The 16,407-nt window shown below is 59.2% G+C and carries 2 protein-coding genes; both read right to left on the bottom strand.

The genetic code is table 11. The annotated features are described in order from the left end of the window. Positions 1 to 4,932, bottom strand: a 4,932-nt coding sequence (locus AB1S50_RS11490) for an amino acid adenylation domain-containing protein (protein ID WP_367150853.1), incomplete at its 3' end; no start/stop codon positions are given. Between the two features lie 22 nt (positions 4,933 to 4,954). Continuing rightward, positions 4,955 to 16,348 (bottom strand): amino acid adenylation domain-containing protein, encoded by an 11,394-nt coding sequence (locus tag AB1S50_RS11485; RefSeq protein WP_367150851.1) that lies wholly within the window; start codon positions 16,346 to 16,348, stop codon positions 4,955 to 4,957. Positions 16,349 to 16,407 lie beyond the last annotated feature (59 nt).

The raw sequence follows: 16,407 nt of genomic DNA, 5'->3' as shown, positions 1-16,407 counted from the left end.
GAGTTCACCGTAGGTCAAACTGCTCTCGGCCCCGGTCACCGCTATGGCATCGGGACTTTGCTCTACCCAGTGCTGCACTCTTTGGTGAACAAAAGCCGGCGGCTCGGAAAGTTGAGTCGGGGCGTTGTAGCTCTCCAGTTGGCGCACCCGCTCATCCGGAGTAAGCAGTTTCAACTGGCCAATGCGACAATTCTGGTGCGCACTGAGTGCATCCAGCAATTGCAAATAGTGCCCCACAAAACGGCGGATGGTTTCCGCCTTGAAGAGGTCGCGGTTGTATTCCAGTACGCCACTTATGGCTCCACCCTCTTCCCGTACGTTCATGGTCAGATCGAAGCGCGCCCGCTGACCGCCCGGGGACAACTCCACGGCCCAGGGGGCAAACGCCAGCTCCTGAGCGTCCTGCGTCGCAGTCCGGTCCGCGGGTGAATCCCCGACCGGCGCGGCCACATTTTGCATCGCAAACATGACCTGGAATACTGGGCTGTAACTGAGATTCCGCTCTGGGTTCAGCGTCTTCACCAGCATTTCGAACGGCAATTCCTGATGGGCGAAGGCCGCCAGGATGCGGTCGCGCATCTTGTGCAGCAGCTGCGTGACACTGTCACCGGCATGGGCCCGGAAACGCAGCGCCAGCGTATTGACAAAAAATCCGATAAGACTTTCGGTTTCCTGCCTGGTGCGGTTCGCCACCGGGGTGCCGATAGCGAAATCCCATTGACCACTGGCTCGGGCGAGCAACAGGGCAAACCCGCTGATCATTGTCATAAACAGGGTAACGCCCTGATCCTGGCTCAACTGTTTGAGTGCCAGCGCCAGACGCGGCGGGACGGTGAAGGATTCCAGAGCGCCGCGAAACTGCTGCTCCGGGGGTCTTGCCCAATCGCCAGGCAAGGCCAGCAGCGGTGGCAGCCCTTGCAGCTCACTGCGCCAGAAATCCAGTAGATTATCCAGGTTCCCGCCCTGTAATCGCTGCTGTTGCCAGCGGGCGTAGTCGCGGTACTGAATCGGCAATGGCGCTAAAGCCGGTACCTGGGCCCGAACCAGGGCCCGGTAAATAGCACCTAGCTCGCGAAAGAAAATAGACATGGACCAGGCGTCGGATACACTGTGGTGCAGATTCACCAGCAGCAATAATTCACCAGGCGCTTCCCGGTCGTCGTCGCAGCGCAACTCCAGCAGCCGCAGGCGACAGAGTGAGTCGTTATTTAAATCAAACGGATATTGCTGCTCCTGTCGGACTATCCGCTGCAACTGGGCCTCAGTTTCCACCTGCTCCAGTTCCACAGGCGTGGGGTTTCTATCCGGCCTCTGCCAGGGTTGGCCTGCCTTTAGCACAAAGCGGGTGCGCAGGGCCTCCTGTCGTTCCGTTAAAGCTGCGAGGCTCTGCAGCATTACAGCGCGATCAATATCGCCGATTACCCGACGCGTAAAAACCATGTTATAGACGGAATTAGGCCCGTTTAATTGCGACAGGAACCAAAGCTGCTGCTGTGGAAATGACAGGGGTGCATCGCTATCGTCTGAGGCAGCCAGTACCGGCCCCGTATCCTCGAACTCATCGCCTTCCGCATCCACCAGATACTGTGCCTGTTCGAACAGACTGGGGCGCTCAAAAATGTCTTTGACCGAAAATTTAACCTGGAAGCTGTCCTGAACCAGGCTAACCAATTGAATGGCTCTCAGGGAATGCCCACCCAGGGCGAAGAAACTGTCGTATCGACCCAGCTGCTGAACGCCCAATACCCGCTGCCAAAGGCTCGCCAGTAAGGTCTCTACCTCCCCTTCGGGCTCTGTAATTACCCTCTCCTGCAACAACCTGTCGGGCGCCGGCAGGCTCCGCTTATCCACTTTTCCCTGTGCGGTAAGCGGCAGCGAATCGAGCAGGATAATATGGCTGGGCAACATGTAGTTCGGGAGCCGGTGACGTAGGAAACGGTATATTTCAGCGTCATTTACCGCTGCTTTTTCACCTTTGGTACCGACATATGCCACCAGACTGCGGTCGTTCTCCTCACCAACCACAATGACTGCTGCGGCATCAACGACCTCGCAGGCCATTAGGTGCTGTTCGACATCCTCGAGTTCAACCCGAAAGCCACGCACTTTAACTTGGTGGTCCCGCCGCCCGACGAACAGCAAATGCCCATCATCGGAGTATTTCACCAAATCGCCGGTACGATAGAGTCGCTCCCCCTCCACTTCCTGTGTAAATGGATTGGGAACAAAACTCTGGGCCGTCATGGCGCCCTGTCGCCAATAGCCATGGGCGAGGCCTTCCCCGGCAATGCACAATTCCCCCACTGCACCTACCGGACACACCCGCAGATCGGCATCCAGCACATAACAGCGGGTATTGGCGATGGGTTTGCCAATGGGTATCTGTCCGAGATCCATTGACCACTGCTTGAGATCAAATGTGGTGGCGACGACTGTAGTCTCAGTGGGGCCATAAGTATTCAGCAAAATAGCTGGCAAACCGGACTGCAACCAGCGGCGCCAGACCGGTGCCGCCATCGCCTCGCCGCCAACAATGATTCGCGTCAGGGATTGCGGCAGTTGTATCCCGGCGGGCAGTGTTGCACACAGGTGGTGCCAGAAAGCCGTGGGCAGGGATGCGATATTGATTTTTTGCCGGTCGACGCCCCGCAGAAAATCCTCGCCTCCCAACAGGAGTTCCGCATCGCGCATCACCAGAGTTGCGCCGGAAAACAGCGACAGACAAATTTCTTCCGCAAAGATATCGAATGCGAAGGATGAAAACTGCAGGATGCGCCTGCCCTCGAGGGAGCCGTGCAGATTTTCGCAGGCGTGTTGATAGGCCACCAGGTTGTGATGGCTGACCAGCACGCCCTTTGGGCGGCCGGTGGAGCCGGACGTGTACAGCATATATGCGGGCAGCTGCGGCATCAGCCCGGGAAGATTGAGATTCCCTTCGCTGTGGCAACAGAGTCTGTCCTCATCCGCTGGGTTTAGCACACGAATATTGAAACCGATAGATTCCGTACTTCGCGGCGTGCCCATCAGCAGCCTGAGGTCGGCATCCCGGCAAATGGTCTCGATGCGTTGAAGTGGCGCATTGATATCCAGCGGTACATAGCAGGCACCGCACTTCAATACCGCCAGCACCGCCACCAGCAGCTGCTCTCCCGGTGACAGAAATATGCCCACCTGGGTACCGGGGCCCGCACCTTCTTCCAGTAGCGCGCGGGCCAGGCGATTGGCACGAGCATTGATGGCACTATAGGACCACTGGTCCGCATGGGTTACCAGGGCTATACAGTCGGGGCTTTGCGCCGCTCTGTTTTCAAACAGTTGATGTGCACATAACTTCTTTGCAAAATCACTTTGGGTTCGGTTCCAGATCTGCGTGCAGTGTTGATACTCGACCGGATGGAGCATGGATAGTTGGGACAGGGCCCTGGAGGGGGCTTTCACCACCGAATCCATCAACACGGCAAAATTATTGGCCATACGGGCAATGGTGGCCTGGTCGAACAAGTCCGTATTGTAGTTCCAGGCCATGAACAATTGACCGTCTTCCTGCATAGCATTCAGGGTCAGATCGAACTTGGCGTAACTGAATCCGGTGCCAACCGTTTCCATTTCAAGACCGGCCAGTTGCCCGTCGCCGTGATCGTTGTTTTGCAGGATCAACATCAGCTGGAATACGGGCGAATAGGCCAGAGACGGCGCCAGATCCAATTCAGCCACCAGATGCTCGAATGGTACCTGCTGGTGTGCGTAGGCATCCCAGGCCTTTTGCCGTGCCTGCAGCAGTAATTCTTTAAAAGATCCAGCTTTATCCAGATGGGTACGCAACACTATGGTGTTGAGGAAAAAGCCTATTAACCGCTCCACTCCGGACTGTTCACGATTGGCGATCGGAGTGCCTATGACTATGTCACTCTGACCACTGTAACGCCCCAACAAAAGCGCAAAGGCGGCGTTCAACCCCATAAACAGCGTGGCCCCCTGTGCGCGACAGAGTTCCTCAAACGCAGTTACGGTATCCCGGTCGATCAGGCTGGAGAGGCTCTTTCCACGATTGCTTTGCACTGCCGGCCTGGGCCTGTCCAGCGGCAGACTGTGGACTGCGGGAATCCCCGCCAGGGTCTCGGTCCAAAACTCCAACTGGCGACGCAATTCGTCTCCCGTTACATGCTTCCGCTGCCAGTGGGCATAATCCGCGAACTGAACCTCCAGCGGTGCCAATGGGTTGGCTTGACCCTGACTGAAGGCCCGGTACAGGTTCTGAAACTCATTGTTGAAGACCCCCATGGACCAGCCATCTGCGGCTATATGGTGCATGGTGCGCAACAGCACTATTTCGTCCTGTGCCAACAGGAGAATCTGCCAGCGCAACAGTGGCTCGCGGTCGAGCCTGAAAGGACGGTTGGATTCCTCGCGGCTGAGCTGCTTCAAACGCTGCTCACGCTGTTCCCGGGGCAGATCAGTAAGATCGACAGGGGAAACAGAGCGCGGGAGATACTCCCGTACAATCTGATAGGGAGAGTCACCCACTGCGACGAACACTGTGCGCAGGCTTTCGTGCCGCTCGACAATGGTATTCAGGGCCTGTTCGATGGCCTCCAGGTGGATGTCGCCGCGCAGACGCAATGCAGAGGGCATATTGTAATGCACACTGTTGCCGCCGAGCTGATCCAAAAACCAAAGTCGCTGCTGAGAAAATGCGGAGGGTGCGATCTGCTGATTTGAACTGATACCCAGCTGTTCGTAAATCCGTATAATTTGCGCTTTGCGTGCGGCGAGCGCCTGTTTCAGCGAAGGGGTTAGGGCCTCCCGATCCCCCTTCACTTTCAGTCTGCCATCTATCAACGAGATAAACACATGGACTTCTTTTGCTTGCAGCAGAAACTCCATGGGGTTATCCGGCCAACCTTGCGGCCGCTGCTGAGTATGTGTATTCATCGGTTAGCTTCCAGCTGACTTATCACAATTCAAACTCTTCCATTTCAAATTCGCCGTCAACGTGAAACGCTTCGACTTTTTGCGAGGATACCCTTCCTTCACAACACTCTTTTTCCACCTGCCGGGCAAAATCTGCCAGTCTGACTGCGTCAAATACCACAGCCAGCGGCAAAGCAATCGACCAGCGCTCATTCACCATGGTCAACATGCGGGTTGCCAGCAGCGAATGGCCACCCAGCTCAAAAAAATCATCAGCGGTGCTAACCGGATCATTGATTTTCAACAGCTCCTGCCAGATTTCGGCCACACCTTTTTCCACTTCCGTGGTGGGCGCTACAAATTCGCGTGCGGCGGACTTCGATGGCGGTGGCAGCGCCCGCACATCGAGTTTGCCGCTGGCGGTCAATGGCAGTGAAGGCAGCCACACAAACACCGATGGAACCATATAGCTGGGGAGTTGCGATTGGGCGTGACCCCGGCACTCTTCACTGCTCAGTGGCGGCTGGCCCGGCGCCGGTTCGTCACCAACCAAGTAACACACCAGTTGTGCCTGCTCTCCTGGCAACACATGTGAGGCCGCCTGCTTAATTTCATCGCACTGCGTCATAACGGCATTGATCTCACCCAGCTCAATGCGATAGCCCCGCAGCTTGACCTGTTGATCGCGGCGATACAGGAACTGCAGGCTGCCGTCATTTAATATCCGGCCGATATCTCCACTGCGGTAAAGTCGGCTCCCGGGTTGACCCCAGGGGTTGGGCACAAATTTTTCCGCGGTCATGGCGCCGCGCCCCAGATATCCTCGAGCCAAACCGCTACCCGCAATACAGATTTCACCCGGCATACCCTGAGGGCAGAGGTGTCCCTTCTCATCCACCAAATAACACTGACTGCCCTCCAGTGCCCGCCCCACACTTGGAACCGGACATGTTGTGTCAATAGCCCGCACACAGGCATCGACGGTGCACTCGGTGGGGCCGTAGAGATTGAAAAAGCGGCTGCGGTGGGGCCAGTTGGCCAGCCTGTCCCACAGCGACTGCTCTATGGCTTCGCCGCCCACTAATACGATATGGGGAAGTTCCTGAAGCCGGTGATCATCCTCTATCAGCAGGGTCAACAGTGAGGGTGTGCAATCGACCACATCCACGGCACTGGTGTGGAAAAAATCGTACATCTGGCGGCTGTCGGCGCGAATGGATTCCGGCACCATCACCAGGGTTGCACCTTCAAGTAAGGTCACCCACTGCTGTACCGAAGCGTCGAAACCCAGAGAGGCGTTTAGTGCGATGCGCATATCTGCCATTGGCAGTGGCTGATCCCCATAGACACGCTCTTTGAGCCCTTGCAGCAAATTCAAAATACTGCCGTGTTCAACGGCGACGCCTTTTGGCGTCCCGGTAGTGCCCGATGTAAACAGGGTGTAAGCCAGGGAGCCTGTGTGGACCTCAGGCCCCCGAGGAGGGTCTTGCGAATTTTTCCCGCACTGCTCCCGCCCTGCCCCACCAACCAATTGTCCATCGCATAGCGTCAGGCGGATAAGGCTTTGGCGGCGTATATTGTCAATGCGGGCAGCCGGGAATCTGTTATCAATGGGGACATAGGCGGCGCCGGCAAACAACACCGTCAGTAGATCGATAATGACGGAGCTGTGTCTCGACACAACCACGCCCACACGCTCCTCGCTTTTGACCCCCTGTTTGGCCAGCGCCCTGGCTCCCAGTCTCGCCCGCCGCACACATTCGCCGTAACTCACATGTTCGGGCAAGCCACAGGAGGACACTGCCGTCACTGCAATTTTTTCGGCCGTCTGGGCGGCCCGGTAGACAAAGGCAGAGGGGACCGGCAGTTGTTCAGTTGTGCAGACTTCCGGGGCCGGCGGTGGCGGTGGCAACAGCCATCGGCATTCAACTGGAACCAGATCCGGGTGGCAGACCAGCGATTGCAGCATTTGTCGGTACAACTGCTCCAAGCGCACTATGGTCGCCGCATCGAAGAGCTGTGTATTGTATTCAAAGGCGATATCCATCGACTGGTCGCCATCGGTGACAGCACAGGTCAAATCGAAGTGCGCGACTCCCTGTTCGAGTTCGTCGAGTTCCAGATAGTGAATCTGCGACTGGGTCTGCGCCTCTTGCCGCTGGAAACTGAATACCACTTGAAATAGCGGGGTGATATTGCGCACTCGGGAAGGATTGATCACTTCCACCAACTGTTCGAAAGGCAATTCCTTGTGGGCCAGCGCAGCCATGATCTGCCCATGCTGTGCCTGCACATAGTGACGCAGTGGTTTGTCTGCCGGCGTTTGAAAGCGGATTACCAATGTATTCACGAAAAACCCGATTTGGGATTGATCGCGCGGCTTATCCCTGAGACTCACCGGCATGCCGATGGCCAGGTCGGATTGACCGGACCAGCGGGACAACAGCAGGGCGAATACACTCATCATGAGACTGTTGACGCTAACGCCCCAGTCTCTCGCCTGCCTGCCGAGAGGCACTGCCAGGCTCTGCGGCAGCGACTGCCGGTGCAGGGCGCCCTCATGGCTTTGTTCGCCGGGGCGTGGCATGTCGGTAGGTAGATCCAGGTGGGGAGGCAGGCCCTGCAAATAGGTCTGCCAGAACTCCAGTTCGAGGTTGTGATCTTTCGGCAACAGGGCAGGGGACGGAAGCCGGCTTCCCGGTGGCGGCTCCGGGACAGAATTTCCACCCCCATCCAGCAAGGCCCCATAGTGGTGTTGCAGCTCCTGTAACAACAGGATCTTGGAGGCGCCGTCGAACACTGAGTGGTGCAGCAGCCAAAACAATACCACTGGACCATCGCCACCGGCCTGCAGCAGACGCACCTGGCAAAGTCGCTCGCCGTTGAGATCAAAGGTGTGCATACGGGCGCGACGGATTTCCGCCACCAGTTGTGCCATGGAATCCAACACTTCCAGGGATGGGGGCAGAGGCGGATCCCGCAATACCTGCTGAGGCCCTTCGGCGGAACTTTCGAAGCAACAGCGCAGAGAGGGCTGTGCACTAAACACCCGGGTCAGCGCCGCGGACAGGCACTGCCAGTCCACGGGTTCCTGCAGGCGCATCAACAGGGGAATATTATAGGTGGCGGTCGGCCCCTGGTACTGGTGCAAAAACCACAGCCGCCTTTGGCCGTAGGACAGAGGGGCGCGCGCGCGCGGTTGCGCTGTGCCCCCCTCCCCCGCTGCAGAGCTTGTATCGCACACTGCATCCGCCGCGCCAGCGATATAGGCGGCCTGGGATTTGAGATTCGAATGGCGATAGAGGCCGGCCATACCCACATCTTTGCCCAATGCGACCGGTATCTGCGCTGCCAGCTGCATCAGTAACAGCGAGTGGCCTCCGAGAGAAAAGAAGTCGTCCTCCCTGCCAACCCTGGGCAGATGCAACAGTTGCGACCAGAGTGCAGCCAGGCGTTGTTCACCGGCGGTGGCGGGCTCCTGATATTGGGTTTCGAGGCGGGTTTGCGGCGGCGGTAACCGCGTGGTATCCAGTTTGCCGCTGATATTCAGGGGGAGTTGCGCCAGTGGAATTAATGCCTGGGGCAGCATGTAGTCGGGCAATTGGGTACTGGCCTGTTGCCGGATATCCATCACCAGATTGTGCAAATGATCACTTTGGCTGACGCAGGCTTCAGGGGCCGCTCCCTCTTCCGGTGGTTCGCGCAAGTAGTCGCAAAGACCGGCGTCTTTGGGCACCAGATAAGCGCAAAGCACACCCTGGGGATGCGGCCACCAGTGCACCCGTACCTGCGCGATTGCGTCGTGACCGGCCAGGCAATGTTCAATTTCAGAAAGTTCTACCCGGAAGCCCCGAATTTGTACCTGCTGGTCCCGGCGTCCGATAAATTCCAGCCGCGACGGCAGGCCCTGATTATCCGGTCGCCAGCGCATCAGGTCACCGCTGCGATAGAGCCTTTCCCCGACCTGGCCTGATGCTGCAAACGGATCGGGCACGAACCTTTCCGCCGTGAGACCCGGCTGGCACCAGTATCCCAGCGACAGTGCCCGACCACCGATGTAAAGCTCCCCCGGTGTTCCAACCGGACAGGGCTGGCCACTATCATCCAGTACCAACAAACGGGTATTGGCCACCGCACGTCCGATACTGTTGACGCAGGTCTGCGTCCCATAGTGCAGATCCTGCGCGGCGGTCACAGTGGTTTCCGTGGGGCCGTACTTGTTGATTAATGTCCTGCCCCAAGCCGATTTGACCTGTGGAGTACAGGCCTCACCGGCACTGATCACCCGCAAATTCGGCAGAATTCCCGATCCTTCGCCAGCGCTACATAAACCCGTCTGCGCCAATACCGCTAACAGTCCCGGTGTCCCGTGCAAATGACTGATTTTCTGATCGACCAGTGTCCGCTGGAGGAACTTCACTTCCCGCATACACGGCTGGGCTGCCAGGCAAAGTGTGGCGCCCGTGAGCAAACATAAAAATAACTGTTCCACCGAAGCGTCGAATACGTAATCCGCCGTCCACAGGGCCCGCTCAGCGGAATTAAAATTCAAACTCTGCTGCTGGTGTGCAATAAGATTGACGACGGAGCGGTGTTGCACCATCACCGCCTTGGGCGTGCCCGTACTGCCGGAGGTAAACAGCAGATAAGCCAGAGCACTGCCCGACCACTGGGGTTGGGTATCGGCGGTGGCCGTTAAGGGGCCCGCTCTGTCCAGTTCCCCAGTGTCCAGTACCCTTGGCGTTGCGTCCACAAGCTCATCGGGCAACTGGTCGCGCCGACAGATAACGGCAACTGCGCCACTGCGACGCATTAGTGTGGATACGCGGCCGGCCGGTTGCCGGGGGGACAAAGGCACATAGGCCGCGCCCGCCTGGAGCACCGCCAATATGGCGGTCACCGCATCGATACTCTTTTCCAGGTATACCGCCACGAACGGCGGCTGACCTGTTCCGGCACGGGCATTGACCAATGGGAAAATAGGTTGTGCCCATCGGTCCACTCTGGCAGCCAGGCAGCGGTAACTTATATGCCGCTGCTCATCCAGAGCCACCAGGGCCACTGCATCCGCCCGGGTAGCGGCGCGTGCGTGAAAAGCCGCAGCGATATTTTCCACCGCGGGCAGAGGCAGGCTTGGGCCCTGCCCCGCCTGACAGAGTGCTGCCAAATCATCCGGAGGCAACAAACTGATCTGAGAAATCGGCGCCCCGCCCCGCTCCAGCAAGGCCGCCAGCGCGCGCTGATAGGTTGCGGCCACGGCTTGCATAGAAGCGGTATTGAACTGTGCGCTGGGGTAAATCAACTCGCCCTGGATGGAGTGGGCGGAATCGCGCAGTGAAAACTGCCAGTCGAATTTGGCGGGCAAATACAGTTGACGCTTTTCAATCCAGGGCAGGCGGGTGACCGACGCCTCCTCTCCATCATCGCTGGTGTTCCAGTCAAAAAACACCTGGACCAGCGGGGCCTGGGGTGATTTTTGCCAGGCCTGCACCACCTTGTCGAAAGGCAGTTCCTGATAGCGTTTCGCGTCCGCGATGCGCTCGAACAAAGTAGAAATAAGTTGTGTCACCGGCATAGACGGGGACAGACGCATCCGCAGCGCCAGGGTATTGGCAAAGAAGCCCACCAACCCATGGGTTTCCGGGTGAGGCCGGTTGTCGGAAACAGTGCCGACAACCAGGTCAAGGCGGTTGCAATGATGTGCCAGGGTCAGATAAACAGCACCCAACAGCACAGCATAGCGGCTGACCCCCTGCTGTCTGGCGAGTGCATCCAGGCGGCGACTGATTTCCGGGTCAAGCGGCAGGGGAACGCAGGCACCCTGAGAGTCAGATACAGCCGCCGATGCGCTGACCGGCAGTGTCAGAGGGGCGTAATCCTGCAATTGCGCCTGCCAATATTCTCTGGCTTCATCCAGAGCCGGGCTCGATACACTTTGTGTTTGCCAGTGGGCGTAATCCCAGTAGTCGATCGGGAGTTCCGGCAGGGCCACCGTTTCACCCCGCTGCAGACCGCTAAACACCTGGTGCAACTCTTGGAAAAAAACCTGCTGGGACCAGCCGTCGAAGGCGATATGGTGCAACACCAGCAGCACAAAATGGTTGGCTTCCCCTGTCACCCGATAGTGGACCAGACGCAGACCCGGATTCCTGGATAAATCGAAAACCTCCGCCACCTGCCGGCGAATGGATTTCTCCAGTTCCGCCTGTGAGGCCAGCCGTTTTTCCCTCACCTCCACGGGGCCGGACACAGATACGGGCACCGGGTCTCCCCCGCGCATGGGATACGCTGTGCGCAGCACCGGGTGGCGCTGGCAAAGCCGTTGTAAAGCCTGCAACAGGAGCACCGAGTGCAGCTCCGACACCCGAAACAGAAACGGAATGTGGTAGTCGCTGCGCCCCGGATCCAGCTGGTGCAAATAAAGCAGTCCTTTTTGCCCGTGGGACAGCGCCGGCGCCGATCCGTCGGGTCGCCGGTCGATTGTCGGAACCTGGTCGGTTACCAGATGGTCCTGGAGCCGCGCGATGGTGGGATAGCGGTAAATGAGGGACAGGGGAATTTCAACACCCAGTCGCTGGCGGCTCAGTGCGCTCAAACGCACCGCCAGAAGGGAATGCCCCCCCAGTTGGAAAAAGTGGTCGTCAATGCCCAGTTCCGGCCGGCACAGGACTTCCCGCCAGATTTCGCACAGGGCCGCTTCCCGCTGGGTCCGCGGCGCCCTGGATGTGGAACGCGACTCCGCCTTTGGCAGCGGCAGCGCGGACACGTCGAGCTTTGCATTGGCGTTTAACGGCAATGCCCGCAGCGGGATAAGATCATCCGGCAACATATAGGTGGGCAGACTTGTGGCCAGCTGCGCGAAAACAGACTGGCCATCCCACTCTGCATCAGGATCCCGGGGAACCACATAGGCCAGCAATTGGCCATCGCCACCCCGATGCCCGGCATCGCGCCACAACACCCGGGCCTGGGCCACCGGGGGCAACTGCTGTAGCTGGTATTCGATTTCCCCCGGCTCTATCCGGAAGCCCCGCCGTTTGATTTGTTGGTCCGAGCGGCCTTCGAAAATGAGTCGACCGCGGTGGTCGCTGCGCACCAGGTCACCGGTGCGGTATAGCCTGGCTCCCGACCTGCCGCTGAAGGCGTCGGGCACAAAGCGCTCGGCAGTTGTGCCGGGCTGTCGCACATAGCCCGCCGCCAGTCCTTCGCCCCCCACCCATAGTTCCCCCCGCGCACCACTGGGTTGAACCCGGCCGTCACGCGACACCACATAGGCATAGGACTGGTCAATCGCGTAGCCAATAGGCAATTCCCCACCTGGGGCAGGGAGGGAATCCCCCGCACCAATAGAAAAACAGGTGGAAAAAGTGGTGTTTTCCGTCGGTCCATAGCCGTTGACCAGGGTGAGTCTGCAATCGGCGGCCCGCAGGCGGTGAATATCGTCCGCCGACATGGCCTCACCCCCAACGATCAACTGCCGGAGTGGGCGAAACAAACTGGCATCAGTGGCCAGATGCTGGCGAAACAATTGAGTGGTCATCAACATGGCACTAATGGACAGGCCTTTGATGGCCTCACCCAATGTCCAGCTCTGCAGTAAATGGTCGTCGGGCACCAGGTGCAGGTTGGCCCCGTTGAGAAGAGTTCCCCAAAACTCGTAGGTGGTAGCGTCGAAGGCCATGGCGCAGGTCCACAGCAGGCGATCGCTCTCATGGATCGGGACCGCCGACCGGTCATTGGCAAGCCGCAATACCCCCCGCTGGGGCACTGCCACGCCCTTGGGAAATCCGGTGGAACCGGAGGTAAACATGACGTACGCCAGGCTGTCACCGGTAATATCCGACAGCCGGGGCAATGACTGTATGCAGTCGCGGGGTAAGTTCGCTATGTTCAACACAGTCACTGCAGACGAATCCTGCTCGATCTGTGCGGCCTCCGCTGTCTGCAACAGGCAGCGGCAGCCGGCCTGCTCCAGCATACGGCTCCACTGCGCGGCTGGACGCTTTTCGTCGATGGCCACATAGGCGACTCCCAGCCGCGCACAAGCCAGCATGGCAAGTGCCCACCGGTAGTTGCGTGGCCCGGCAATCGCGACTGTCGGTGCGCCGTTAGCCGCCGCACCCGCGGCCAGTAGCTGCGCGGCTAGCACTTCGGCACCCAGGTGCAGCGCGCCATAGCTGAGGTGGATGGGGGCAACTTGTTCCAGAGGGTGTTGGCTGATGGCCACCTTGTCCGGCTGCGCCTCCACCCTCTGTAAAAATTGCTGGTACAGGGTGGTGCGGCCTTGCTCTGTTTCGCCGGGCCGGGAAATCGAATCCCGGCCCGGCGGCAGAGCTGAAGGCGCTGTGCGGACCAGGCTCCACAAGGGCGAATGATCGCCGTCGACCATCCCCTCCAATAGCTGCAGGATAAGGACCCCCAGGCCGGCTATGGTTTCAGAGGCGAATAAGGTGCGCGCATAATTGGCCCTGAGCCGCAGGCCCTGTCGGGTTTTGCTCGCGGTGACAGTCACATCGAACATGGCCGGGGCGGTCGGCAGCCATGAATACTGGTCGAAAGACGGCGCAGCCCAGTCCGGGACTGGCTGGATGCTTTCGTCCTCGAAATTGAATACACATTGAAACAGCGGATGCCGACTGTCATCCCGGGGGGGCGCTATGGCGGCAACCAACTGGTCGAAGGGCAGTCCCTGATGCGCTTTTGCCTCCCCCAGCAGCCGGTGAAGTTTTGCCAGATAGTCGCGTACCGATAAGGAAAAGTTGAGGTCGATACGCAGCGGCAGCATATTGACAAAACAGCCGATCAGGGGAAGCAGGTCGGGGTGCTGCCGCGTGCTGAAAGGAGCCCCGATCACCAGCTGCCTGCGGTTTCCCAGTATGGCCAGGGCGAGGGCGTAAGCACCCAATAGCAGCGCATACAGACTGGTGCGGCGGCGCCTGGCGAAGGACTCGCAGCGCTGCAACCAGGATGCGTCCAGTTGCCAATCCATTTCGGCGCCGGAACTGTCGAAAATCGCGGGGCGGGGAAAATCGGCAGGCAATTCTGCAGCTTCCGCGCCCGCCAGAGCCGCGCGCCAGTAGTCCATAGGGACCTGCATCTGCTCCGGCGTTAACACCCGCCTTTGCCAGGCCGCATAATCGCGGTACTGCACCGGCAATTGTGGAAGCAGCTCGGCCGGTGCTCCCGGCGCCTCTTCTCCCGCGGCTGCCCCAATCTCCGGCCCCGGCTTTTGCCTCCATCCTGCCGCGCGCAAAACGGTATTGAGCTCGTCTATAAATATGTCCAGCGACAGGCCGTCAAATGCGATGTGGTGCCACACCAGCAAAACATAATAATGGTCCGCACAGTGAAAGCAGTGAGCCCGCAAGCTCGCATCCCGCTGCAAGTCAAAAGGGTTCTGAACCCGGTCGCCGATCGCCTTGCGCAGATCGGATTCCCCGGCCAGGTGCAACACCTCCAGCTCCATGGGTTCACAGCCACCATCCCGCTGCTGCTCCTGATCGTCGTAGAGGCTGAACAGAACCCGGTGCCGTTGGCACACCCTGTGGATGGCATCACCCAGCGACTGGATCTCCGACATCTCAATCCCGGCCGGTAGTCTCCACAATTTGGGCACATGGTAGAGGCTGGGTTCGCTGCTTATCAGCGCGGACACCTGCAGGCGCCGCTGCTCGAACGACAGGGGCGCAGAATCGGATTGTGCGGAGGGAATTTGCGTTAGTGCGCCGCCAGTCAGCGCCGCCAGTGCGGCGGCTGTGCCATGCTGGTGAATGGCGGAAGCGGACACGGGAAAACCCAGCCGCCGGTGAATTTCCGCCGAGGCGCGCATCGCCAGAATCGAATTGCCCCCCAGGGCAAAAAAGTGGTCTCCCCGCCCGACCCGCTGCACATGGAGCAGGGTTGCAAAAATTTCGCACAGTGTCCGCTCTGTATCGTTGCGCGGAGTGCCCCCCGCCACGGGGTCATCGGGTGCCGGCAGTGCAGCGCGGTCGAGTTTGCCGTTGGGGGTCAACGGCAGGGCAGGCATCAACACTATGCCCGCGGGCAACATATATTCGGGCAGCACCTTTGCCAGTCCGGCTTTGATACTGTCAATGCCCGGCCTCTGCCCTTCCCGGGGCACCCCATAGGCCAGCAGCGCCTTGACGCCTCCCCGGTCCGCCACTATCACCCGCGCCTGAGCGATTTCCTCCGTGCGCAACAGCGCCGCTTCCACTTCGGCGACTTCCACCCGGTGGCCGCGAATTTTTACCTGCTGATCCGCGCGACCGCAGTATTCCAGAGCGCCCTGCTGATTTCTGCGCGCCAGGTCGCCGGTGCGGTAGAGTCTCGTCCCGTCCCCGTATGGGTTGGGGAGAAACCGTTCGGCGGTCTGGCCCGGTGCGCGGCAATAACCCCGCGCCAGGCCCGCGCCGGCCAGAAAGAGTTCTCCCACCACACCATCGGCTAGTGGCTGCAGTCCTTCATCCAATACCAGCGCCGAGGTATTTTCCAGCGGGCAACCGATACTGGTTGTCTGCTGGGCGCTCACGCGCGTGCCCGTGGCATAGATGGCGGCCTCGGTGGGTCCGTAGTAATTGTGGAGTGGCAGTGATTGCGACCAGTGAACAGCGGTAGCTTTATCACAGGGTTCACCGGCGATGACCAAAGCGCGTAGATGCGGTAGTGCCTGCTTGGGCAACAGGGCTAAAACCGCTGGCGGCAGATACAGGTAATTAAGCTGGTGCTGGACAAGGTAGCAAAAGAGCAGATTGCAATCCTTGCGCACCGAATTGTCCAGCAAATGCAATTGACCACCGAAACACAGACAGCCGAATATTTCCGCCACCGACACATCAAAGGTGACATTGGCAAATGCACCCACCCGCTCAGTGCCCGCACCGATTGCATACACGCCCGCCATCGCCGACAGGGTATTGCTCACCTGACGGTGTTCGACCATCACCCCCTTGGGCTTGCCGGTGGAGCCGGAGGTAAACATCACATAGGCCAATTGCGCATCACTCAGGCGGGGCCAGCGCTTCGGGGTAGTCGACGGAGCCAGCCGGTCGGACCAAATAACCGGCCTGGCCGCGTCCAGATGTCCCAGTGCCAGATGGATCAGAGCCTGGTGACGGGACTGGCTGATCAGCCAGCGACAGTCGCCGGCTGCGACTATGGTAGCGAAACGCTCAGGGGGGCCTCCGGGATCGATAGGGACATAGGCGGCACCGGCTTTCATCACCGCCAGCATGGCAATAACCATATCGGGGCTGCGATCGAGACAAAGGGCTACCCTGGTCTCCGCTGCAAAGCTAGTCTGTGCCAATAAAACTGCGGCCAGCGCGTCGACCTTTTGCCCCAGTTGCCGATAACTCAGTGCCTGACCCTGAGCCACAAGTGCAACGGCGTCCGGGCGCAACGCAACCTGTTGGTCGAACAGCGTGAAAATATTCATAGGAGATCAACCACTGCCTGCGCGGCATAGAGGGCCGGGCAACGTCGGAACAGTGCGCT

Source organism: Microbulbifer discodermiae, assembly GCF_040742695.1.
Taxonomy (GTDB): Bacteria; Pseudomonadota; Gammaproteobacteria; order Pseudomonadales; family Cellvibrionaceae; genus Microbulbifer.
Note: the sequence above shows the minus strand (reverse complement) of the source record. Positions and strands in the feature narration are given on the sequence as shown.

Excerpts from the sequence above, each read along its gene's own strand:
- AB1S50_RS11485 (WP_367150851.1), bottom strand. The coding sequence starts at position 16,348 with ATGAATATTTTCACGCTGTTCGACCAACAGGTTGCGTTGCGCCCGGAC.